At 32.4% G+C, this 24,119-nt stretch carries 17 protein-coding genes; 5 read left to right on the top strand and 12 right to left on the bottom strand.

The genetic code is table 11. The features are described 5' to 3' along the window. Positions 1-29: 29 nt before the first annotated feature. The 3 genes from KO494_RS01100 to KO494_RS01090 all read right to left on the bottom strand — a co-directional run bounded on the left by KO494_RS01100 (position 30) and on the right by KO494_RS01090 (position 6,193). A complete protein-coding gene (locus tag KO494_RS01100) occupies positions 30-1,187 on the bottom strand; it encodes a lipopolysaccharide assembly protein LapB (protein WP_215965737.1) in 1,158 nt (385 codons plus the stop codon). Beyond that, entirely contained in the window at positions 1,184-2,779 is a 1,596-nt protein-coding gene (locus KO494_RS01095) for an AraC family transcriptional regulator (protein WP_215965736.1), read from the bottom strand. Before KO494_RS01095 ends, KO494_RS01100 begins: the two co-directional genes overlap by 4 nt. Before the next feature lie 342 nt (positions 2,780-3,121). After that, positions 3,122-6,193, bottom strand: coding sequence for a T9SS type A sorting domain-containing protein (locus tag KO494_RS01090; protein ID WP_215965735.1), 3,072 nt, complete (start codon positions 6,191-6,193; stop codon positions 3,122-3,124). A 396-nt stretch (positions 6,194-6,589) separates the two neighbouring features. Between KO494_RS01090 and KO494_RS01085 the strand changes: the two genes are divergently transcribed. From KO494_RS01085 to KO494_RS01070, 4 genes are all read left to right on the top strand, one after another. Next, positions 6,590-7,675, top strand: a complete 1,086-nt coding sequence (locus KO494_RS01085; RefSeq protein ID WP_215965734.1) for a CNNM domain-containing protein — start codon at positions 6,590-6,592, stop codon at positions 7,673-7,675. After that, on the top strand, positions 7,675-8,148 hold the full coding sequence (locus KO494_RS01080; protein WP_215965733.1) for a methylated-DNA--[protein]-cysteine S-methyltransferase: 474 nt from the start codon (positions 7,675-7,677) through the stop codon (positions 8,146-8,148). The genes KO494_RS01085 and KO494_RS01080 overlap by 1 nt, the downstream gene beginning before the upstream one ends. Positions 8,149-8,327: 179 nt before the next feature. After that, entirely contained in the window at positions 8,328-9,479 is a 1,152-nt protein-coding gene (locus KO494_RS01075; protein ID WP_215965732.1) for a serine hydrolase, read from the top strand. Between the two features lie 47 nt (positions 9,480-9,526). After that, positions 9,527-10,240 carry a 3'-5' exonuclease gene (locus KO494_RS01070; protein ID WP_215965731.1) on the top strand — a complete coding sequence of 238 codons (714 nt, stop codon included), beginning with the start codon at positions 9,527-9,529 and terminating at the stop codon, positions 10,238-10,240. Positions 10,241-10,440: 200 nt separating this feature from the next. On the opposite strand, the gene KO494_RS15930 is transcribed toward KO494_RS01070, so the two are convergent. Beyond that, positions 10,441-13,323, bottom strand: a complete 2,883-nt coding sequence (locus KO494_RS15930; protein ID WP_252730209.1) for an immunoglobulin-like domain-containing protein — start codon at positions 13,321-13,323, stop codon at positions 10,441-10,443. Between the two features lie 176 nt (positions 13,324-13,499). On the opposite strand from KO494_RS15930, the gene KO494_RS01060 reads away from it, so the two are divergent. After that, a complete protein-coding gene (locus KO494_RS01060; RefSeq protein ID WP_215965730.1) occupies positions 13,500-15,191 on the top strand; it encodes an ABC transporter ATP-binding protein in 1,692 nt (563 codons plus the stop codon). 503 nt (positions 15,192-15,694) lie between these two features. Here the strand turns inward: KO494_RS01060 and KO494_RS01055 are convergent. The 8 genes from KO494_RS01055 to KO494_RS01020 form a co-directional block, all read right to left on the bottom strand. Continuing rightward, positions 15,695-16,348, bottom strand: coding sequence for a CoA transferase subunit B (locus KO494_RS01055; protein WP_215965729.1), 654 nt, complete (start codon positions 16,346-16,348; stop codon positions 15,695-15,697). A 4-nt stretch (positions 16,349-16,352) separates the two neighbouring features. Beyond that, the gene (locus KO494_RS01050; protein WP_215965728.1) at positions 16,353-17,054 is read right to left on the bottom strand and encodes a CoA transferase subunit A; all 702 of its coding nucleotides are present in this window, start codon (positions 17,052-17,054) and stop codon (positions 16,353-16,355) included. A 246-nt stretch (positions 17,055-17,300) separates the two neighbouring features. Continuing rightward, on the bottom strand, positions 17,301-19,667 hold the full coding sequence (locus tag KO494_RS01045) for a penicillin-binding protein 1A (protein WP_215965727.1): 2,367 nt from the start codon (positions 19,665-19,667) through the stop codon (positions 17,301-17,303). A gap of 75 nt (positions 19,668-19,742) precedes the next feature. Then, positions 19,743-20,234 carry a gliding motility lipoprotein GldH gene (locus KO494_RS01040; RefSeq protein WP_215965726.1) on the bottom strand — a complete coding sequence of 164 codons (492 nt, stop codon included), beginning with the start codon at positions 20,232-20,234 and terminating at the stop codon, positions 19,743-19,745. Continuing rightward, complete coding sequence (locus KO494_RS01035) at positions 20,224-21,489, bottom strand: regulatory iron-sulfur-containing complex subunit RicT (RefSeq protein WP_215965725.1); 1,266 nt, start codon at positions 21,487-21,489, stop codon at positions 20,224-20,226. Before KO494_RS01035 ends, KO494_RS01040 begins: the two co-directional genes overlap by 11 nt. 140 nt (positions 21,490-21,629) lie before the next feature. After that, positions 21,630-22,535 carry a radical SAM protein gene (locus tag KO494_RS01030; RefSeq protein ID WP_252730208.1) on the bottom strand — a complete coding sequence of 302 codons (906 nt, stop codon included), beginning with the start codon at positions 22,533-22,535 and terminating at the stop codon, positions 21,630-21,632. A gap of 99 nt (positions 22,536-22,634) precedes the next feature. Further along, a complete protein-coding gene (locus tag KO494_RS01025; RefSeq protein WP_215965723.1) occupies positions 22,635-22,865 on the bottom strand; it encodes a ferredoxin in 231 nt (76 codons plus the stop codon). Further along, the gene (locus KO494_RS01020; protein WP_215965722.1) at positions 22,865-24,109 is read right to left on the bottom strand and encodes a peptidase U32 family protein; all 1,245 of its coding nucleotides are present in this window, start codon (positions 24,107-24,109) and stop codon (positions 22,865-22,867) included. Before KO494_RS01020 ends, KO494_RS01025 begins: the two co-directional genes overlap by 1 nt. Positions 24,110-24,119 lie beyond the last annotated feature (10 nt).

Raw genomic sequence — 24,119 nt, 5'->3', positions numbered from 1 at the left:
GTCAGTCAACAAGCCCTGAAACAATATTTTTATGGTAAGTTTGTTAAAGATTTCGTGTTTTGTATAGTTTCTACCTGTTTTTGTAGTGTTTTGATTATTTTTTTATTTTTTCTTTCTATAAAAAAGACAATAATAATGAAGATAGAAATTACTAAAGCTAACCATTTAAATCTGTTTTTAAATTGCGATTGAACTTGGTTTATTGCTTCATTTAAATTTTTAGAACTTTCCTTAATAGAATCACTAACAGAGCTTCGCTCAGATTTTTTTATCTCTAATTGAATTTTTGAAAACAGCTCATAATATTTCTGATATTTATCTGATTCATTAAGTACTAAATAGTTTTCAAAAAGCCCTTTATAGATACCTAAATTTAAAACTAAATCTCCTACATTTTTTGACCTTTCTAAAGCCGACAGTAACAACGAAATGGCTTCTTGATTTTTGCCTTCTAAAGTATATACTTCGGCCAAACCTTTTTGCGCAAAAGAAACCAAACTACTAGCATTTTCAAGAGTAGCAAGTTCTATAGATTTATTAAAACTATTTTTGGCATTGTTATACTCTGAGAGAATGATATAACAGTTTCCTATATTGTAATGTCCAATGCTTTGGTTATGAACGCCTGAATTTAATCTTTCATATTCTTTGATACCCTTTTTAAAGTATTCTAATGCGATATCACAATTTAAATTATCCTTATATATAAACCCTTTTACCAAGTAACTATCTGCAAGTACTTTACCTATAGAATCTCTTTCAGGAAATGTTAGAGCTTGTTTTTCTATTTCCTCCATGTACTCTATAGCCTTATCAAATATCTTTAGTTGTTGATATTGAAGCCCTGTCATAAATAAAATTTTAATTTGAAGGCTTTTATTATCTATTTTACTTGAAAATTCTTTGGCTTTAATAATATGTTCTAAAGCTTTTTTATAATCCCGTTTAGAGGTATATGCAGTAGATGCCAGAATTAAAGCTCGAGTTCTAGATTCTTTTGAATAGGATGTATTTTCAAAAATAGACAGAGCAATTTCAATGGATTTGTTAGGGTTTTCATATGCAATATTAGTAGCCTCGTTAATAAGACTATCTACTTGCTTTTTTTGAAAGGTATTAGCACGAATAGAAACTGCGAATAACACACACAGATAAATAAGAAAGTGATATTTAAGTTTTATCATCATTTAGTTTCCTTATTTTTTTTTAATTCTTCTCTTTCGGTTTTTAATAAATTTATAAATGTAGCTGGAGGCATACCAATAATAGTTTTAAATATTGTAGCAAAACTACTATGTGTGCTAAAACCACTTTCTTCTGCTAAAAAGCTAATTTTATAATTCATATAATTTGAATCTGTTTTTAATTTTTCAATTATATAATTAATGCGAAGCTTGTTTATAAAGGTATTAAAATTGTCGTTATAATGCTTATTAATAATCTCTGACAAGTATTTTGTATTGGTTTCAAATTGCCCTGCCAATACAGCTAATGACATATCGTTATTTAAATATTTTTGAGATTTTTCAAAGCGTTTTAGTTTTAATAAAATATTTTTTTCTGTTTCTTCTGGTATTGCTATTTTTTTAGAGGTTTGTTTTTTTACAGGTTTAACCTTTATAAAATTATTTCTGCTTATTTCTAAATAATTAATAATTTCTCTTATACGTTTTTTTTTGTTTTCACTTTTTAACAAGATCAAAATACCAATAACAATAAAAAAGAAAACAGCTCCCAAAGCTACATATAGGTAGTTGGTATATTTTAGCTTTTCTATTCGTAATCGCTTTTCTTGTTGCCCACTTATTATATTAAAATATGTGTTTACCGATTCTTGCTCAATCTGCTCTATTTTATTATTTAAAACTAAAAACTCATCATTATACGTTTTATGTTTATTTTTTTGATTAGATGCTAAATAGTTAATGGCTAAATCTCGATTTAACTGCTCTAACAGAAACGGGTTATTTAATATTTCGGCATAGCGTAATGCAATAAAAAGTGTTTCTTCACTTTTTTGGTATTCTTTTTTTTGTAAGTAAAGATGCCCTAATTCTTTGTAAATGATAGCTTTTTCATAAAGATTATTGTTTTCTGATGAATTTAATAAATCAAGGGTTTTGTCAATATACACAAAAGCAGAATCGTATTTAGAAAGACTATTGTACGCACGCTCTTTTGTTAGAATAAAAGCTCTATTTTCAGTAGAATTATTTTTTAAAAAGTTTTTAAGTTTAGCTTCAGCTTCAGAAATAGCTGTGATTGCTTCATTAATATTAAATCTATCTAAAAGCATATTTATTTGCTCTAAATAGACATGACTTTCAAATAATGTTTTTTTAGATGTTAATTTAGTCGTTAGTGAACTAGCCTTGTTAATATACTCCTCAGATTGGCTATCTAGATATAGTTTTCTTAAAAGTACTGCCTTTATTATATTGTTTTCTATTCGTGTATGTATATCAATTTCTTCTAGTTGATTACTATCATTAAAGGCATAAATAATAGCATTATTATAATCTCCTTTTACTAAATAGCTTTTAGATAAAAGTAAATTAGCAATAACTTTTTCCTGAAGTTTTGGACTGGTATTTAAAATATGATTCGCTATTTTAATAGCTTCATCTGGATTGGAATAAATAAGTTCTTCTGATTTTAAGACAAGATCATTCTCCTGTGAATAAAAACTTATAGATAGCAAAAAGCTAACAGCGGTAATAACTAAGGTTTTATTTAACAGAAATTCTTTAAAATAATGATGTGTTTTTCTATTTATCAAAAAGCATACTGTATTATATTTTAAATACAAATATAGTTTTCGAACTCTTATTTTAAGTGCTTTTTCATGAAAACTATAAGAAATTAAATATATAAAACTTTTTTTTAAAACTGTTATTTACTTTTTTAGTAAAGATAAATTGGTTTTACATAAAGTATTAAGAACTACTTTTTTTATTCTAAAGCATAAAAAAAGCAGCCATTACAGCTGCTTTTTTCTGAAAAAAACTACTCTTTTTAGAGCATTTAAAATATATCTAGCTTATAGGCTATCTATATTTCTTTTTTAACACGAGCAAGAGAATACATCTTTTACTCGTGTTTAATCATTTAATTGTTACGTTTATTTTTTAACAATCTTAATTGTTTTTTGAGCACCATCAATAGTTACTGTAACAAAGTACACTCCATCTTTTAATTCATTCATGTTAATTGTAGATTTTATGCTGTTTGGACTAGCCGTAAGCACTTGTTGACCAACAATATTAAAAACACTCACGCTTGAAATAGTGTTCTTTGCTTCAACTGTTAATGTATTAACAACTGGATTAGGATAATACTTAAATGTTTCAAAAGTATTAGATTCTGTACTTAATGACGGGTCAGGATAAGCAAAGAACTCAAACTCTGCTGCACTTGATGCATATAAGAATACTAAATAGCTATTACCTGCTACTAGCTCTGCTGATGTAGCACCAGAGTTATAACAACTTGTAATATCTGAAACAAATCCTGCTGTTTCTATTTGAGAACAATCACCTGTATCATAAACAGTGTAATAAGCATATCCTGATACTCTTGTAAAATCAAAATAATACACTCCTGTATACTGTGGTGTAAAGTTATACCATAAAGATTCGTTAGAACTACTTGAACAACCTTCTAAAGAATAATAAGCTCCTTCAAAATTTCCAGCAATAGTATTATCACCATTAGAGTCTGAAGATTCTAATAAAGTTATCGAATCAGAACAATTACTATTTATCTGTGCATCTAATACTTCCCATACACACAAATTAAAACCTGTACCAGCGGCAGTAGTAGCAGAACGCACCATGATAGAGTAGCTTTCACCACTAGTTAAATGTAAAGTTTGGTTTGTATAATTATTACAATTAGCACTTAATTGCGTTAAAGCACCACAAGTTCCTTCATAAATGGTATAGTTTGATGTTACAGTTTCGTCTAATTTTTCATAAGAAAACTCATAATACGCAGTATTTGTTGGTGTAAATACATACCAAACATCTCTTAATGTAGTATATTCATTATTACATGAATTATCAGCAGAAACAGTTGCTCCAACAGTAGTACCTGTTATTTGATTGTTACATTGGTTATCTGTTGATGCCGATAACGCTATAGCATTAGAACACTCATCATTTGCAGGAGCAGCAGGAGCAGATTTTAAACTGATGTCAAAGTTTTGAGCATAATCTCCAGAACTCACTGAACTATTTCTAATATAGTAAGTGTTATTTACTGTTAAATCAAAGAATGTAATATAAGCACTATTGTTATTGTAACAACCAAGACTAGTAAATGCTCCACAGCTACCTTCAAGCAACTCAGTAGCTTGATTTATTCCTCCTACTCCAATAGCTTCAGTAATATTTAAATATTCTAAAATGATAGTTTCATCTGTAGCAACAAAACTAAACCATATATCATTAGTATTTGTATAAATACAGTTAACCGGGTTACTAGCAGACTCTGCAGCACCTGCATTAGTTACACTAGTAAAAATGTTGTTTGTACCATCTGTATTTACAGTTAGTTCAATATTATTAGTACAATCATCATTTACAGGTGGACAATAAAAGAAAGTAGAATCTGTATAAGAACAAGCATTATCGTTATTACTTGTCAATGTAAATTCTACAGTAGATCCGCTAGCATATGGGCCAAAGTTTGTAACACCTGCAGCATTAATATTAGAATTTGTATTACCAAAATTATCTGTTAATGTTAATGTTGTAGCATCTCCCATATACGTTACATCAACATCTACAGTAAATTCACCTGTTGCACATTCTGAAACTGGAGTTAATGTAAACTCTGGATTAATACAAGTATTTTGAGTTATTAATAAAAGATCATAACTAAAAGAAGAACTAGAACTACTCAACACTATAAAATAAGTACGCCCAGCAAGTAACACTAAGTCATCTATATTTCTAGTGGTTCCACTATAAGCACCAACATAAGCAGTACATTCTGTTGCAGTATCAATACAACCTTCTGTTACATGAATACTAGCTCCATTACCTACAATATTTGCAAGCTCTATATTAATAGAAATATCTGTAGCTGGTGTAATTTGATAAAACACATCATAACCTCCTAAATATGCTCCTGAATATCCACCACAAGGACCTTCATTAATGTTATTTTCATAGTTAGAGGTATCATCTGCTAATCCTAAATAAGGAGTTGATGGTGAAAGTCCTGTAATAACATAAGGGTTAGAACATGTTGCGCCTTCTATTGGAGCCATACGTGTTGTAAAACTTTCTTCTGTACATCCTGTTGCACTACCTATACCATTAAAAGGAACAATATTAACAAAATACTCTGTTCCATAAGCTAATCCAAGACCAGCAAATGAGTAACTAGTTGCTGTGGTAGTTGCTGCATTTAAAACATCTGTAGCTCCAGTACTTGTACCTATTGAAACAGTGTAACCTGTAGGTAATCCTGTTGCTGTATTCCATGTCATTGTATCATTTAAATCTGTAGTATCAGTACCTGCTACTGGAGATATAAGAGTAGCATCACAATTTGGTGCTGTAGTAGCAACTTGAGTTATAGAAACATTATCTAAAACAACATTTAAAGTAAAATGTCCAGGATCCATATTCGTTAAATTTGTAATAAAACGAGCTTGAAAATCATTACCAGCGGTAAGTGCTCCAAGATTAACAGCAGGTATTGAGGTACATGTTTCTGTGTCTACATAAGTCAAATCAGAACTATCTACTGTAACAGCAGAAATCCAAGTTGCACCACCATCTACAGAATACTCTAAAGTTACAGAACCCCAATTTGAAACAGGAGCATAAGCACTTATTGGAGGCCAAGGACCCGTTTTTTCAAATACATTTATTGAAAAACTTACCGTTAAGTCAGTATTGTTAGTTATACCTGGATAATTGGGAGTTGTTAAAATATTTTCTATTTCCCATGGTGTTTCACCATAGTCTGTACTAGCTGCTGTAGCAATACTCTTCCCAGTACCACCACATTGCTCATAAGGCACTACAATATATGAATCGCTACTAAAAGCATTCAAACTTGCTGTCCATCCAGTAGGAAGACCATAGTCTGGAGCGCTATCAAAGTTTTCAACAATCTCTACTTGAGAGAAAGCTGTGATGCTCAATAACATCATTAATAAAAAGGTAATGTTTTTCATTATAAATTAGGTTTAAATTAATTAATTAGGTTAGTTAACTCTAGACTAATGTATAAATAAGAATAGCGTAATAAAAGCTTATGTCTTTGGTATTTACCGAAATTTGAAAGTAAAAAAATACATGTAAATACATGCAAATCAGGAACTTAATAATATTTAAGTGTTTAAACATAAAAAAAGAAGAATTCATAACAAATCAAGTAAAATTATGTTTTTTTTACACCATTACTGTTAATTATATTTTATAAATCTTATACTTTTTATGAAAATATAATAACACATTTTAATGCTAAAAAATAATATATTCCTTGATTGAAAATTGGTAAATAACCAATTCTCTTTAAGACTATAATTATAAATAGGATTTTGTAAATTAGCCAAAAACACACACATTCTATGACTGCACTAATTCTTTGGGCAACCATCTCTATTTTCTTTTCGTTTTTATGTTCTATACTTGAAGCTGTACTTTTAAGTATTACACCTACGTTTATGAATGTTAAAAAACAAGAAGGTAAAGAATACGCAACTACCCTAGAAAGTCTAAAAAAAGATGTAGACAAACCACTAATTGCTATACTAACCTTAAATACCATTGCCCATACATTAGGTGCCATGATGGTTGGTATTCAAGCAGAAAAACTACCTTTTAAATTAGATTTTTTTGGTATTAACACCGTAGGTGTAGTATCTGCAATAATGACCTTATTAATATTAATCGCTTCAGAAATTATACCTAAAACCATTGGGGCAACCTACTGGAAAAGTTTAGCAAATTTTACAGCAAAAGCACTTACCATTTTAATCTGGCCTCTTAAATGGACAGGTATTTTATGGCTATTACAACTTACCACAAAACTTATTGGTGGTAAAGGGCATGGAAGCGTTTTAAGCAGAGAAGGATTTTTAGTCATGGCAGACATGGCACATGAAGAAGGTGTTTTTGAAGGCAATGAAAGTAAAATTATTAAAAACCTTCTAACCTTTAAACAAGTATTTGCTAAAAACGTAATGACTCCTCGTACCGTAATGAAATCTGAAAACGAAGCAACAACCGTTGAAGATTTTTTTAACAGAAACATGAATTTACGCTTTTCTAGAATTCCAGTATATGCAGACACCGAAGACAATATTAAAGGTCTTGTTTTAAAAGACGAAATTTTTAAAGAAATGGCCTTAGGCAATGGCAGCAAAAAACTGTCTGACCTTAAAAGAGACATTATCATTGTAAATCGTGATTTAGCCATACCTACTCTTTTTGAAAAACTAGTAGAAACCAGAAACCATATGGCTTTAGTTGTAGATGAATACGGAAGCGTTAGCGGTTTAGTAACCATGGAAGACGTTATAGAAACACTTCTTGGTATGGAAATTATGGATGAAAGCGACAACGTAAGCGACCTGCAACACCTTGCCAGAAAAAGCTGGGAAGCTCGCGCTAAAAAACTTGGTATCATAGAAGAAAACAACACAAAAGAATAATGAATACCTGCATCATCCAATCTCCTTTAGGTTTCACAAAAATAACAGGCGATCAAGATGGTGTTACATCTATAACTGTTTTAAATTCTGAAGAAAAACTAACAGATTGTATACCGCAAGAATTAGAAGACTGTGCTAGACAACTACAAGAATATTTTAATGGCGAAAGAAAACATTTTCATATTAAAACAAACCCTGCTGGTACAGATTTTCAAAAGCGCGTTTGGCAAGAACTACTTAACATTCCGTTTGGTAAGACTACCACATACCTAAAATTAGCTCAACAACTAGGCGACGTAAAAGCCATTAGAGCAGTAGCAAATGCAAATGGCAAAAACCCACTTTGGATTATTATTCCATGCCACAGAGTTATTGGTAGCGATGGCAGTTTAACAGGTTACGCAGGAGGCCTACACCGCAAACAATGGCTCTTAGAACACGAAAGCCCTTATACACAACAAAGTCTTTTTTAATATTTTGGCGTTACCACAAGGGTCGCGCTTTCCGTTACTAGTTTTGGCTCAAAACGCACGCTCGCCAAAAGCTAACCACTACAATCGCTAACGCACACCCAAACTAAAATAAGATTTTTCAAAAAAAAGAGTATACTTTTTAAAGATTTCCTATATTTAATACCCTAAAATAATAATAAATGAAATTAATAAAAAAGATTCTAAAAGTACTAGCTGTGCTTTTAGGTTTACTAATTGCAACCCTATACATTACAGACACAGACTACCTTATTAAAGCAGTACGTACCATTTATATGCAAGGGTATACTACAGCATTTTTAGACGACTATAAAAAGTTTGATTACCAGGTTGTAGAAAACGGAACACCACAACCATGGCCAACACACAAAAACTACAATACAGTAACAGAAACCAAAACGCTACAAAAAGCAAACAAAGATTGGGGAACCATAGCTTACGTAATCATTAAAAACGACAGCGTTTGGTTTGAAAACTATTATGATGGCTACAACAAAGACTCTAAATCTAACTCTTTTTCTATGGCAAAAAGCTATGTTTCTGGCTTAATGGGTAAAGCCATTAAAGATGGTTATATTAAAAGCTTAGACCAACCCGTTTGCGATTTCCTGCCTGCTTTTTGTGAAGGTGAAGCAGCAAAAATGACTGTAGGTGATTTAAGTAGTATGGCCTCTGGTACCAATTGGGACGAAGCCTATTACTCACCCCTATCTATAACCACAAGAGCATATTTTGATGACGACCTAGCAAAAGTAATGAACGGCTTAAAAGTAGTTACAGAACCAGGTAAAGCATTTAAATACGCAAGTGGAGACACACAAATGCTAGCCATGGTAATAGAAAAAGCTACAGGTAAAAAAATATACAATTACTTAACCGAAAGCTTCTGGAAACCGCTAGGAAGTGAAAACGAAACCCTTTGGCAGGTAGATAGCGAAGCACATGATTTAGTAAAAGCATATTGCTGCATTACCAGTAACGCAAAAGATTTTGCACGTTTTGGTAAACTATATAAAGACCATGGAAAATGGAATGGCAAACAAATTCTAGATTCTGCTTTTGTAGCAAAGTCTTTAAAACCACGTTTTCCTAACAGTCCAGAATACGGTTATGGCTGGTGGCTAAAAACACAAAATAACAAAGATTTTTTCATGATGCGAGGTCACCTTGGCCAATATGTTATTGTACAGCCTGAAGACAATGTAATTATTGTACGCTTAGGCCACCAAAAATCTCCAGATGCAGGTATTGGTGCATACACCAAAGACATCTCTTTATACATAGAAGAAGCATATAAAATGATGAATAAATAAATTATCGCTAGCCTTTATAATTAGGCTAGCTCAAAGCAATAGGAAACATGATTAGCAAACTAAACCTAGAAGACATATTATTTTTAGATATTGAAACCGTTCCAGAAACACAATATTTTTCTGATTTAGATACCACTAAACAAGAACTTTGGGAAGCTAAATCACGCTACCAAAGAAAAGATGAATTTACTGCCGAAGCATTTTATGATAGAGCAGGAATTTGGGCAGAGTTTGGTAAAATAGTATGTATTTCGGTTGGTTATTTTGCTATTCAAAATGATGTAAGAACCTTTAGAGTTACTTCCTTTTTTGGCGAAGAACCAAAAATTTTAAAAGACTTTAAAAATCTATTACTTTCACATTTTAGTCAAGCTAAGCATTTACTCTGTGCGCATAATGGTAAAGAATTTGACTTTCCATACATAGCAAGACGTATGATTATTCATAATATAGAATTACCATATAAACTTAATCTTTTTGGTAAAAAACCTTGGGAAGTACCGCACCTAGATACCTTAGAACTTTGGAAATTTGGCGACTATAAAAACTATACCTCTTTAAAACTATTAACCAATGTTTTAGGTATACCATCACCAAAAGATGATATTGATGGTAGTGAGGTTTACAAAGTGTACTACCAAGAAAATGAAATAGATAGAATTGTTACCTACTGTGAAAAAGACACCATTGCTGTAGCACAAATATTTTTAAGACTTCGTGGTGATGCACTACTGCATGATAATGAGATTATGCATGTGTAGTATTCGCGAAAAGGATTGAGGCTTTGTTGAAGCTCCTCGAAGAGAGCGACTGCCGAAAGCCTGGTTTTTACCTTTTTCTGGTAAAAATTTGCACAAAAAAAACTTTTATCTATTTGAAATATCTTCTTGTAAAAAGAAATAAAAAAATCCAGAGCTTTCACTCTGGATTTTTAATTAAATTAATTATTGGTGCTTATTCATTATTGTTTTATAAACTTTTTCACTTTTGTTTTCTCCCCAATATTCAATTGTAAAATATACATGCCTTGTTGCAGGTTAGCAACAGGAATAGTATCTGTATATCTACCTTTAAGCACGGTTTGCCCTAACAGGTTTTTAATTTCGAAACTTTGTGCTTCTAATCCTGATAGACTAATATTTAGTGTTTGTTTCACAGGGTTAGGATATAGCGTAAACTGGCTATCTGCAGTATGCACTGTAGTTGTAGTAAAATAATTAGATGTTGCATTTGTTGCTCCGCCAACACAAAATGTTGTTGCTTGAGAACTTGCAAAAGAACCTCCACTTGCTAATACTGTACCTCCATCTGTTAAAGAGTAAGAACCATTACCATAAGAACAGCAAATACCATCTCCATATGCATCATTTATTGTAAAGGTATAACATCCTGCTGGCAAGCTTATATTAACATTTAAGGTAGAACCATCTGCTTGACTAGCGTAAGTTCCTCCTGATGCTACAACACTACTTGAACCATCTGTAATTGTCCAAGAGGTTTCTTCTGGGTAATTATCAAAAGTTATAGATAAAGTAACATTAGTATCACCTCCAGAAGACCCTCCAGATGTAGATAAACTTACTGCATCAACAGCCATATCTCCTTGCCATGTGGTACCTGTAACACCATTAAAGCGTAGTTGAACCGTTGCTCCTGCGTAAGCAGATAAATCTACAGCTGCTGTTTTCCATGAGTTTCCTTGGTTTCCAGATGCACTCCAAATGCTTGCCCATGAACTTCCATCATTACTACTTACCTCTAAAGCTAAACTACCCATTGCAGAAGCGCCATACATATGGTATGCAAACTCAAATATTGCCTGACTTTCTCCACTTAAATCAAAACAAGGAGAATTTAAAATTGCTCTTTTAGCAGAATAGTTTGGCGAAGATGATTCCATAAAAACATACTGCGAACCTGCAGATGCACTAGATGGTCCTGTATTACTAGAAGGGGTAGCACCAGAACGGCTTGTCCAATCAAAATCATCTGTACTATCTTGAGACCAAGCCCCAAAACCAGATTCAAATCCTTCACTATAAGGAAAAGATGTAATTGCGCCAGAACATCCTGTTCCGCTAGGAGCTTCGCTAACAATAACAGTTCTTGAAACTTGTGTTGCAGCATTTCCTGCAGCATCACTTACATTATAATTTAAAGTATATGTTCCGGCTATATTTGTGTTTACAGAACCTGTAACACTAATGCTAGATGTTAAATTACCATCTACATTATCTGTTGCTGTAGCTCCTGCATCAGCATAGCTATCTCCTACTGTTAAATTAACTGTAGCGTCACCATTTAATGTAATTACTGGAGCAACAGTATCTGCTTGTCCTGCAACAATATTTACGGTATAATCTTCAACTTCACCATAATTAAATGTTTCGCAAGATGTTGGCACGCCATTATATTTCATAGCAACACGTATTCTGGTTTCCCCATTTGTTGCAGAAGTAGAAACGGTAAAACTTCCACTTACTGGAGTGGTTTGCGTAGCAGACTGACTCCAAACTTGTTCGCCAGAATCTGTAAAATCACCATCTTGATTATAATCTATCCAAACCGAATATCCTTCACTATAAACAGAACCTGTCCATGTTGGAGTTACTGTTATAGTAGTAGCGCTTCCTTTAGTTAAGTTAGTAGAAATACTAGTGAAATCTGAATAAAATTGAGCTCCAGATGCATTATTAATAGTTCCTAACTGCACACGACTAATATACTCATCGTTTACATTTGTACTTGCAGCATCGCAATATTGCGGTCCTGTTGCGCAAGGAGAACAAGAAGTTCCACCACAATCTACTCCTGTTTCATCTCCATTTTGTATACCATCTGTACAAGTAGGTGTTGTTCCTCCTCCACTACATTTATCAGATAAAGCTAAAGCTCGTCTTGCTCCTCCAGCTTCTAAAACGGTACGCATTCTTGTTTTTTGCCCTTGTGTAAATAAGTTCATACAGGAGTCATTGGTATAATCCATATAGTTTTGAACCATATCTGTAGAAGAACATGAAACTTGCCCAGTAGGACACCCATAATTTGAAGTTTGGTGTGTTGGCGTATCACTCACATAGTCGGTTCCACAGTTAGAGTCTCCCCAAATGTGACGTAAATTAAAATAATGTCCAATTTCATGCGTAGTAGTTCTACCTCCATCATAAGGAGAAGTTACAGCTCCTGTTCTACCAAAAGCATTATAAATCATTACTAAACCATCTGTTGCTGCATTACCACCCGGAAATTGCGCATAACCTAAAAGGTTAATGGTTTGCCCTCCAGAGGTAGTTGTCATTTTTGGTACAATCCACATATTTAAGTATTCTGAAGTATTCCAGGGATCAATTCCTCCTGAAGAAGAACTTTTGGCTTCGTCATTAGCTCCCCAATCTTCACGTGTTGTTAATTTTCTAGTAATACCTGTTGTAGCATTTCCGTTAGGGTCAACAGTAGACAAGCAGAATTCTATTTGTGTATCTGCTGCTTGAGACCAGGTATTATCTGCATCTGCATTTGTACGTCTAAAGTCTTCGTTTAAAACATCTAATTGCGATTGTATTTGCGCATCGCTTATATTTTCTGTACTATTTCTATAAAGTACATGTACCACAACAGGAATGGTAATTATATCTCCATCTATTCTACTAGAATTAGGATTATTTAAAATTTCCTGTGTTCTTGCTTGGGTGAAACTTTCAATTTCAGCCATTCTCTGCTCTAATTGTGGATCTAATTGTTTTCTATAATCTAGATTTTCCATGGCACCACATCTTTGATATTGTGCAAAAAGAGATCCAACCATAAGAAAACAAATAACTGTTAAAGTAATTTTTTTTTTCATACTAATAATTTAAGTTTTTGTTAATATTTTAATTAAAACATAATGAATGTAGTCTTTTTTTAACAAACTCATAATTTTGTGTTAATTATTCGATGAAATACGTTTTAAGTAAAATTATTCGGGTATTTTTTACGGATTTCCCGTAATTTTCAAGCCCAAAAACGCTATTTTTAGCCATGGTTAAAAACACAATACTTTCTATAAAAAACCTATGTATTTCTTTCTTTAACAAACAAAAAGAGAAAGAAATTATTCACAACATATCTTATGATTTATATGAAAATGAAATATTAGGAATTGTTGGTGAGTCTGGTTCTGGTAAATCTGTTTCCTCTTTAGCTATACTGGGTTTGTTACCAAAGAAAATATCTAAAATTACAAAGGGTACTATTCTGTTTAAAGACGAAGATTTAACCACACTAAACGCTAAAGCTTTTCAAAAAATAAGAGGAAAGAAAATTTCTATCATTTTTCAAGAACCCATGAGTTCTTTAAACCCTTCTATGACTTGCGGAAAACAAGTTTTAGAAATTGTTTTACAACACACCAACCTAACTAAAACCGAAGCAAAAGCGCAGGTAATTTCCTTGTTTGAACAAGTAAAGCTTCCAATGCCAGAAACAACCTACAATAAATATCCTCATGAAATTTCTGGAGGGCAAATGCAACGTGTTATGATTGCCATGGCAATTGCTTGTGAGCCAGAAATACTCATTGCAGATGAGCCAACAACCGCCTTAGATGTTACGGTACAAAAAGATATTATTCTACTTTTAAAAGAGTTGCAAGCAAAAACTAAAATGAGCATCCTTTTTATTACGCATGATTTATCTTTAATATCTGAAATTGCACAGCGTGTTTTAGTAATGTATCAAGGCAATATTGTAGAGCAAGGTAGTATACAGCAAATTTTTAAAAACCCAGAAAACAATTATACCAAAGCACTTATTAGCTCTAGACCTTCATTAGATGTTAGGCTAAAAACGCTACCTACTATTCAAGATTATTTAAAAGGAAGCATATCTACATCTATAATTACCAAAGAAGACCGAAAAAAAAAACAAGAATTAATTTACAGCAAACCTCCTTTATTAGAAGTTGTTAATCTTGAAAAAGAATACTTTAACACCTCTGGTTTATTTAATAAAACCGAAGGATTTAAAGCCGTAAACCATGTAAGTTTTAAATTATATGAAGGAGAAACCTTAGGATTAGTTGGTGAATCTGGTTGCGGAAAATCTACACTTGGTAAAGCCATTTTACAGTTAGATAAAGCTACTGCAGGAAGCATTATTTACAAAGGCAAAGATATTACCAAAATATCTAAGCAAGCCATGCGAACCCTTAGAAAAGATATTCAAATAATTTTTCAGGATCCTTACGCTTCTTTAAACCCAAGACTAACTGTTGGTCATGCTATTTTAGAACCCATGAAAGTGCATCAACTCTATGATTCTGATACCGAAAGAAAAGAAAAGGTTATCGAAATTTTAAATAGAGTTGGTTTAGATGCAGATAGTTATAATAGATATCCACATGCTTTTTCTGGCGGACAACGACAACGTATTGGTATTGCCAGAACCATTGCCTTACAACCAAAACTTATTATTTGTGATGAGTCTGTTTCTGCCTTAGATATTTCTGTACAAGCACAAGTATTAAACTTATTAAACGAGTTAAAACAGGACTTTAAATTTACTTATATTTTTATTTCGCACGACTTAGCAGTTGTAAAATATATGGCAGATCAATTACTAGTTATGAATGCTGGAAAAATTGAAGAATTAGAGGATGCTGATGAAATTTATAATCATCCTAAAAAAGAATATACAAAAAAGTTAATTCATGCTATACCCAAAGGGTTATAGCATGAATACCTTTTTTGTTAAATACAATAAGCTCCCTATAAATCTGAATGTGTTCTTTACCTTTTTAAAAAGTTTTAAAAAAAATAAATCGGTATTCATAATTCATAATTTTAGGTTACGTCTATGGTAGACTTGGGGTTATTATATTTGGTACATTTGGGGACTGCTAATATGGAATATATTTTTAAATAATCTGCTTAAACGCATAATAAATCGATGAAATACATTAAATTTTAACATTTAATAGCTATTTGAAGTCTATTTCCTTAATTTTTAATAGGTAAAAAAATAATCTAGAAGTGCAAACCAACTCACTATCAAAGCATTTTTAATCATATAATAGCTATTTACACCTAAAACATAGGTGCTTATGACTTAAAAAAAGCCTCTACCTATACGTACAAGAATATATACATAGGTAAAGACTTTTAAATTGCACACACTATTATTGTTTTAAATAGCGTAATGGTAGCTTGTTATTAAAAAAACTTGTTTTTTAGAGACTACAAAGTCATTTCTGGAATATCTCCCTCAACTATTAATTTACCTTCTGTGGCATTTTTAATATCTTCAACAGAAACTCCTGGAGCGCGCTCTAATAATTTAAAACCGCCTTCAGTAACCTCTAAAACAGCAAGATTAGTTACAATCTTTTTTACACAACCAACTCCTGTTAAAGGCAGGCTACATTTTTTAAGTAATTTAGATGCTCCTGCTCTATTGGTATGCATCATAGCCACAATAATATTTTCTGCACTAGCAACTAAATCCATTGCGCCTCCCATTCCTTTTACCATTTTACCCGGAATTTTCCAGTTGGCAATATCACCATTTTCAGCAACTTCCATGGCACCAAGAATGGTAAGATCTACATGTTTTCCTCTAATCATAGAGAAACTCATTGCAGAATCAAAAAAACTAGCTCCCGGAAGCGTTGTAATGGTTTGTTTTCCTGCGTTTATAATATCTGCATCTTCTTCCCCTTCAAAAGGAAATGGCCCCATTCCTAAAACGCCATTTTCACTTTGAAACTCTACTTCTATATCCTCTCTAACATAGTTTGCTACTAAAGTTGGTATACCAATACCAAGGTTTACGTAGTAACCATCTTGCACTTCTTTTGCAATTCGTTTTGCTATTCCGTTTTTATCTAACATAATTTTAACCTCTTTGTCTTACTGTACGTTGTTCTATTCTTTTTTCATATTTGGCACCTTGAAAAATGCGTTGCACAAATATTCCTGGAATATGAATTTGATTAGGATCTAAAGTCCCTACAGGAACTAGTTCTTCTACCTCAGCAACTGTAATTTTTGCTGCACCACACATATTTGGATTAAAGTTTCTAGCCGTTCCTTTAAAAATTAAGTTTCCTGCTGCATCTCCTTTCCATGCTTTTACAAAAGCAAAATCTGCTTTAAAAGCATGTTCTAACACATACATTTTACCATCAAATTCTCGGGTTTCTTTACCTTCGGCTACTTCTGTACCATAACCTGCTGGAGTATAAATTGCAGGAAAACCAGCTTGTGCTGCGCGACAACGTTCTGCTAAAGTACCTTGCGGAATAAGCTCTACATCTAACTCGCCAGAAAGCATTTGACGTTCAAATTCTGCGTTTTCACCAACATAGGAAGAAATCATTTTTTTTACTTGTTTTTTATGTAATAACAAGCCTAATCCAAAATCATCTACTCCTGCATTATTAGAAATACAGGTGAGTCCTTTTATATTCTTTTTTACTAATTCTGCTATGGAGTTTTCAGCAATACCAGAAAGTCCAAATCCGCCAAACATGAACGTCATGTTGTCTTGAACACCTTGCAATGCTTCTTGTACAGAATCTACTTTTTTATTGATCATTTTTGTAATTTTTTGGAACTGAAAAATACGAAATAAAAAAACCATTCGGAATAGAATGGCTTTGAATTTATGTGTGACTATTGATTTACTTAGTTGTTTTTTGAAAACTAAAATTTGTTTTTCTTAATTTTTAACAAACTATCCGATTTATCGATATTTAAAAACAACACCTTCCTTTTCTTAAAGGAAGGTGTTGTAACTTATAAAAATTTAGTTTTAATAAGAGATTCTTTATTTTACAGGAAATTAGAAGTCTAATTCCTCTGGAACATCTTCTTCAGGAGTCTCTGAATCTGAATTTTGACCTGGATTATATTTATCACAATCTACTTCAATAGTTAAATTTTCAGGTTTCTCAAAATCTGCCTGAGAGATATTAAGTGTTTCATCTTCATAACAGCTTTTCATATACATTCCCCAAATTGGTAATGCCATTGCTGCACCTTGACCATAGGTTATAGATGCAAAATGGGTTGCTCTATCTTCTGCTCCAACCCAAACTCCTGTTACCAGATTTGGTACCATTCCCATAAACCAACCATCACTTTGGTTTTGTGTAGTTCCTGTTTTACCAGCAATTGGATTTGTAAATTGGTATGGATACCCTGTTATAATCTCTCTATAATCTGCTCTATAAGCATCTGCTCCTTTTGTTCTTAATCTTGCTCCAGACCCAGATTGTGTTACACCTTGCATTAAGTTTACTGTTACGTAAGCCGCTTCTTCACTTAATACATCTCTGGATTCTGGTGTAAATTGATATAAAATAGTTCCGTTTTTATCTTCAATGTGTGTTACCATTACTGGTTTGGTATACACTCCTTTATTTGCAAAAGTGGCATAAGCACCTACCATTTCATACACACTTAAATCTGGAGTACCTAAGGCTATAGAAGGTACAGGTAGCACCTCTGACTCTATTCCTAATTTCTTCACCAAATCTACAACTGGTTGCGGCCCAACTTTATCCATTAAACGTGCTGTAATGGTATTTACAGAGTTTGCTAATGCATTTTTTAATGTTTTTGTGCCACCATATTTATTATCTGAATTTTTTGGTGTCCATGGTTCTGGATTTCCATATTTATTGGCTTCAATAGTGATTTGCGTATTTGGTAATTCATCACAAGGCGAAAGGTGTAATTGGTCTATTGCTGTAGCATATACAAAAGGTTTAAATGTAGAACCTACTTGACGTTTTCCTTGTTTTACGTGATCGTATTGAAAATGTTTATAATTCATACCACCAACCCAAGCTTTTACGTGTCCTGTTTGCGGATCCATGCTCATCATTCCTGGATGTAAGAAGTGTTTATAATAACGCATAGAATCCATTGGTTTCATGATGGTGTCAATTTCATGTACTTTTCCTTCTTTCCATGAAAAAATGGTCATTTTTGTTGGCACATCAAAAGAAGCAATGATTTCTTTATCTTTCTTTTTAAGATCATATTTCATATGTCTCCAACGTTCACTTTGTTTTATAGAACGTTTCATTAGAGATTCTATTTCTGCTTTATCTAAATCTAAAAATGGTGCTGTAGGGTTTCTTTTTGGCGTATTTTGGTGAAAAAATTCTGCTTGCAATCTTGGCATGTGTCTATTAACAGCATCTTCTGCATATAGTTGCATACGTGAATCTATGGTAGTGAATACTTTTAATCCGTCGCTATTGATATTGTATTTTGTACCATCTGGTTTTCTGTTATTCTTATCATTGGTCCAATCTTTCATAAAAGCACGAAGATATTCTCTAAAATAGGTTGCTGTACCTTCACGATGTGACTCTGGAGAATAACGCAAACCTAAATCTAATTTTTGCAGCGAATCTTTAACCGTTTCATTTATATAATCATACTTTTCCATTTGTGCCAAAACTACATTACGTCTATTTTTAACACCTATAGGGTTACGTTCTGGTCTTGGGTTATATAAAGATGAGTTTTTAAACATACCAACCAACATGGCAGATTCTTTTATATCTAACTCCATAGGCTCTTTACCAAAATAAATTCTGGAAGCAGAGCGTATACCATCTGCATTATTACCAAAATCATAGATATTAAAGTATTGCGCTATAATTTCTTCTTTGGTGTATTGGCGTTCTAAACGAATGGCAATAATCCATTCTTTTGCTTTTTGAAGTATTCTCTCTATGGTGTTTTTAGAACCTTCTCCATGAAACAATTGTTTTGCTAGTTGTTGCGAAATTGTACTTGCTCCTCCTCCTTTTCCGAGTTTTACAATGGCTCTTAAAGTTCCTCTTGCATCAATACCTGAGTGTTCATGAAAACGAGCATCTTCTGTAGCTATTAAAGCGTCTACCAAATGCTGTGGTAACTCATCATAACTTACAGGTGTTCTGTTATCATTAAAATAAAACTTCCCTAAGGTTTTTCCGTCTGACGAAATAATTTCTGTAGCTAAATTGGTTTTTGGGTTTTCTAAAATGGTATGATCTGGTAAATCACCAAACATAGAGGTTAACACAAACAATGAGATAAATGCTAAAACACCACCTAAAAAAAACACCCAAAATAAACGAATGTATTTTGCAAAGTCTTGTGTTTCTGCTTGTTTTTTGGGTTGCTTTTTCGCTTGTTTTTTTGCCATAATATATTTACTTCTCTTTATAGTTTTATTGCGCTTTACACATTTTTACGCGGTAAAAAACCTCTGGAAGTGACCTTATTTATTATTTATTTTTTCTACTCTAAACCCAACATCTGTGATGCCTTGCAAATTAACTATACCATTAACTTTTCCGTTTTCACGCATGGCATGTTGAATATTTACCTGGTATTCTCCTGTTTCTGAGAATATAAAATTTTCTTTATACCAAAGTTTATTTTCTTTTATACTTGAAAAACCTGTGCCTAAAAATTCACCATTAGGCTTAGCCATTTTATACTCTAAAGTATCTTTAACTGTTTTTCCGTGGGGAAAATTCATTTCTACAATTAAAAATAAATTGTTGTATTTGTATTCTTGATTGTTTCGCAAGTTTACAAACAAATTATATGCACTTGTTGTATCTGGAGCCTGTACTTTAAACTGCACTATAGCTTCTTTATTCCATGGATTAGATACACTTTCATACTGATCAAAAACACCATTAGCATCACAAGACACAAATAACGCAGAAAGAAAGAAAAGCATTAGAATAACACTATTTCGCATTGTTCTTTTTATTTTGAGGTTTTCTTCTTCGTTTATTGTTATTATTCTTGTTATTGCTGGTATTTGTTGTGGTTTTAGTTTTATTGTTTGTGTTGGTATTATTATTGTTCTTCTTGTTTCTACTTCTATTGTTTCTATTGTTTTTACGTTTTTTATTGCCTTTTGGACTATCAAAACGTGTTAAACTATCTTGACCTACAACGTTCTCAAACTCTGTTTTAGTATCTTCAACAAGCTCTAAGGCGTATTCTTCAAGACTTACAATTTTTTCTCTTTTTTTATTTATTGCTATAATTTCATTGGCTTGATCTTTAGTAATTTTATGCCAATTCATCCATTCGCCTTCATAAGCATACCAAAGGTGTCCTTTAAAAATATCTGTTTTTTGGCAAACAGCAGTTCCTTTTTGTGTGTATAGCTTAATTTCTGGTTTTGGTATTGTTTTTAAGGCATCTAAGTAGCTATCTAGCTCATAGTTTAAACAACATTTTAACTTACCACATTGTCCTGCTAGTTTTTGCGGATTTAAAGATAATTGCTGGTATCGTGCTGCAGAAGTACTTACCGATCTAAAGTCTGTTAACCAAGTAGAGCAACATAACTCACGACCACAAGACCCTATACCACCAAGTCTTGCTGCTTCTTGCCTAAAACCAACTTGTTTCATTTCAATTCTGGTTCTAAACTCTCTAGCAAAAAGCTTAATTAGTTCTCTAAAATCTACGCGTTCTTCTGCTGTGTAGTAAAAAGTGGCTTTACTTGCATCTCCTTGAAACTCGATATCAGAAATCTTCATCTGCAATTTTAAGTCTATTGCAAATTGACGTGCTTTTACCTTCATTGCTTCTTCTCTATCACGAGCTTCAGACCAAATATCAATATCTTTTTGTGATGCTTTTCTGTATAATTTTAAAACGGTTTCTGGGTTTTCTGAAACCTTTTTACGTTTCATTTGCACTCTTACAAGTTCACCTGTAAGGGTTACCATACCAATATCATGCCCTGATTGTGCTTGTGTAGCTACAATATCACCTATTGCTAATGTTAGGTTTTCTGTGTTTTTGTAGTATTCTTTTCTTCCGTTTTTAAAACGAACCTCAACCCAATCAAATGGTTTTTCGCCATTGGGTAATGACATGTTTGCTAACCAGTCAAAAACAGTTAGTTTGTTACAACTGTCTGTTCCACATGTTCCGTTATTTTTGCAGCCTTTTGGTTGGCCATCTTTTCCTGTTGAACAAGTTCCACAAGCCATAAAGTAGTATATATTGATTCTGAAAAAGCATTTTTTTTCAGAAGAAGATTAATAAAAAATAGTTTCTTTTTTAAAGATTTCCAAGTTTTACTTTGGAATGTAAAGATAATATTATTCTAAAGACTTAAAAACAAAGTTTTTTAATTAAACTCTACTTCATAGTTTAATCGGTTAGAAAGGGATTTTAAATCGGTTTCAGACTTAAAAATATTGGCAAATAATTGTTTGCTCCAACCTATTCTTTTGGAGTATTGATTGAAGGATTCATTTTTCCAATCAAAGCCATCTTTCCAGAACTTATTTGGCGAAACATAGCAAAACGTATAATCAAAAATTAAACTAGAGTTATTAATTTGTGATTTTTCAGGAATTTTATTAGATGCTAAAAGCGTAATATTATTGGCTTTACAGTTCTCTCTAATTTGTTTTATTAGTTTTGGGTAATCTGCACGAATACTTTCTAAATCAAAATCGTTGTATTCTGTATTTCCAATTTTTCGTATTGGACGTATTTGAAGTATATCGAAACTTTTTCCGCTAAAATGATTAAATAGTTCTGTTAGTTCGTAAAAATTATCTTTATTAAAAGTGTAATTAATCCTTACTTTAAAGTCGTATTTATTTTTTAGTTTTTGAAAAGCATTAAATGCGTTATGAAACTTTTCATAGCTAGATTTTTTCATAAAACCTTCATAGCTTTCTTTGGTAACACCATGTAATGAAATAGTAAACTCATTAAGTCCTGCTTTTAAAAGCGCTTCTATTTTTTCTTCATCTAGCAAATTGGCATTGGTAGTTACAGAAATATAAGGCACACCATACTGCTTGCCTAATTTTACAATTTCTGGTAAATTTTTATACAATGTTGGCTCTGTACCACAGCCTATTTGTAATTTTAAAGCACGTTTAAAAATGGTTTTAGCTACTTGCTCTAACGCTTCTGGTTTAAACTGTCCTTTTAAAGTTTTTACATAGTCTGCATCTGTAAAATAACACATTTTACAACGTAAATTACAAGCCATTACAGGGTCTAGGTTTACTGCCATATACCTTCTATTAAACTTATGCAGTAGCCAAAGTCCCAAGAATTTAATTCTGTGACTTTTAATCTTTCGGTTTAGTTGTAATAACTTGTAAATGTTCATTTAATTTAACTTTACACTTATAATATTTACTGGACAAGCTTTGGCTGCATTTTCACAATCTTCTAAAATAAGAGGATCATTAGATTTTATGGTATAAAAACCTTTTTTGTCTTTAGCGTTTAACAAAACGGTTTTACCATCTTTTTTTGACATTTGAAATTGCTCTGGTGCCATTTCAACACAGTAATTACAACCAATGCATTTATTTCGCTGTAAGGTAACAATAACCATTAAGCTTCTACTTTATTTTCAACAATTTTATACAACTTATCTGAAGGACGAATTCTAAAATCTAAGGGTATTGTTACAGAATCTCCTTTAGAACCTGTTTGTAAAGCCTGGTCATTAACCAACATTTCTTTAACCTGTAATTCTTTTGCTCCTGTAGTTGGTCCTGTAATTAAAATGGTATCTCCTAGATTAAGGTCATAGGCTTCCATTTTAAATTCACCAATTTTAGCTTTAGGATAAAAATGCATGCCTTTACCAAGATACACTTTTTTTTGAGTTGCATGAGATCCTGAGCCATTGCTCCATTCTCCTAATTTTTGGCCTAGATAATAGCCATTCCAAAAACCACGATTATAGACTTTTTCTAGTTCTTGCATCCAAGTGATTACTTTATCTTTATTGTAATTACCTTGCGCAAGACTATCTAAAGCATCACGATAGCATTTTATTACTTTTGCTACATATTCTGGCGCTCTTCCTCTTCCTTCAATTTTTAATACTTTAATTCCTGCATCTGCAATTTGATCTAAAAAATCTATAGTACATAAGTCTTTTGGAGACATGATGTATTCATTATCTAGTTCCATTTCAAATCCAGTTTCCTGATCAATAACCGTGTATTTTTTTCTACAATTTTGCTTACAAGCACCACGATTAGCGGAAGAGTTATGAGCGTGTAAACTCATGTAACATTTTCCTGAAACTGCCATACAAAGTGCACCATGACCAAATATTTCTATTTCAACAAGTTTTCCAGAAGGCCCTTTGATTTGCTCTTTTTCAATTTGTTCTGTAATTTTTTTTACCTGTCTTAAACTTAGCTCTCTACTTAAAACCATTGTGTCTGCAAACATGCTATAAAACTTAACCGTTTCAATATTTGTAATGTTTATTTGCGTAGATATATGCACTTCTAAACCGTGTTCTCTAGCTGTAGCAATTACGGCTTGATCCATAGCAATTACGGCTGTAATATTAGCTTCTTTTGCTTGTTTTACCAGTGTTTTTATTATAGATAAATCATGATCATAAACAATGGTATTTAGCGTTAAATAGGTACGTACCTTTTTTTCTGAACAACGTCTAGAAATTTCAGCTAAATCATTTAAAGTAAAATTTATGGAGGCACGCGCTCTCATATTTAGTTGTTCTACACCAAAATAAACAGAATCTGCACCATTATCTAAAGCCGCCTGAAGGGATTCAAAATTTCCTGCAGGTGCCATTAATTCAATTTTCTGCATAATAAAACTT

The sequence above is a fragment of the Lacinutrix sp. C3R15 genome (assembly GCF_018860825.1).
Taxonomy (GTDB): Bacteria; Bacteroidota; Bacteroidia; order Flavobacteriales; family Flavobacteriaceae; genus Oceanihabitans.
The sequence above is the reverse complement of the archived record's forward strand: the minus strand, read 5'-3'. Positions and strand labels throughout refer to the sequence as shown.

What these genes read in the sequence shown, in the direction of transcription:
- KO494_RS01040 (WP_215965726.1), bottom strand. Translation starts at nt 20,234, where the DNA reads ATGCGAAATAGTGTTATTCTAATGCTTTTCTTTCTTTCTGCGTTATTT.
- KO494_RS01045 (WP_215965727.1), bottom strand. Translation starts at nt 19,667, where the DNA reads ATGGCAAAAAAACAAGCGAAAAAGCAACCCAAAAAACAAGCAGAAACA.
- KO494_RS01080 (WP_215965733.1), top strand. Translation starts at nt 7,675, where the DNA reads ATGAATACCTGCATCATCCAATCTCCTTTAGGTTTCACAAAAATAACA.
- KO494_RS01085 (WP_215965734.1), top strand. Translation starts at nt 6,590, where the DNA reads ATGACTGCACTAATTCTTTGGGCAACCATCTCTATTTTCTTTTCGTTT.
- KO494_RS01030 (WP_252730208.1), bottom strand. Translation starts at nt 22,535, where the DNA reads ATGGCAGTAAACCTAGACCCTGTAATGGCTTGTAATTTACGTTGTAAA.
- KO494_RS01055 (WP_215965729.1), bottom strand. Translation starts at nt 16,348, where the DNA reads ATGTTAGATAAAAACGGAATAGCAAAACGAATTGCAAAAGAAGTGCAA.
- KO494_RS01050 (WP_215965728.1), bottom strand. Translation starts at nt 17,054, where the DNA reads ATGATCAATAAAAAAGTAGATTCTGTACAAGAAGCATTGCAAGGTGTT.
- KO494_RS01060 (WP_215965730.1), top strand. Translation starts at nt 13,500, where the DNA reads ATGGTTAAAAACACAATACTTTCTATAAAAAACCTATGTATTTCTTTC.
- KO494_RS01070 (WP_215965731.1), top strand. Translation starts at nt 9,527, where the DNA reads ATGATTAGCAAACTAAACCTAGAAGACATATTATTTTTAGATATTGAA.
- KO494_RS15930 (WP_252730209.1), bottom strand. Translation starts at nt 13,323, where the DNA reads ATGAAAAAAAAAATTACTTTAACAGTTATTTGTTTTCTTATGGTTGGA.
- KO494_RS01100 (WP_215965737.1), bottom strand. Translation starts at nt 1,187, where the DNA reads ATGATGATAAAACTTAAATATCACTTTCTTATTTATCTGTGTGTGTTA.
- KO494_RS01075 (WP_215965732.1), top strand. Translation starts at nt 8,328, where the DNA reads ATGAAATTAATAAAAAAGATTCTAAAAGTACTAGCTGTGCTTTTAGGT.
- KO494_RS01090 (WP_215965735.1), bottom strand. Translation starts at nt 6,193, where the DNA reads ATGAAAAACATTACCTTTTTATTAATGATGTTATTGAGCATCACAGCT.
- KO494_RS01020 (WP_215965722.1), bottom strand. Translation starts at nt 24,109, where the DNA reads ATGCAGAAAATTGAATTAATGGCACCTGCAGGAAATTTTGAATCCCTT.
- KO494_RS01035 (WP_215965725.1), bottom strand. Translation starts at nt 21,489, where the DNA reads ATGGCTTGTGGAACTTGTTCAACAGGAAAAGATGGCCAACCAAAAGGC.
- KO494_RS01025 (WP_215965723.1), bottom strand. Translation starts at nt 22,865, where the DNA reads ATGGTTATTGTTACCTTACAGCGAAATAAATGCATTGGTTGTAATTAC.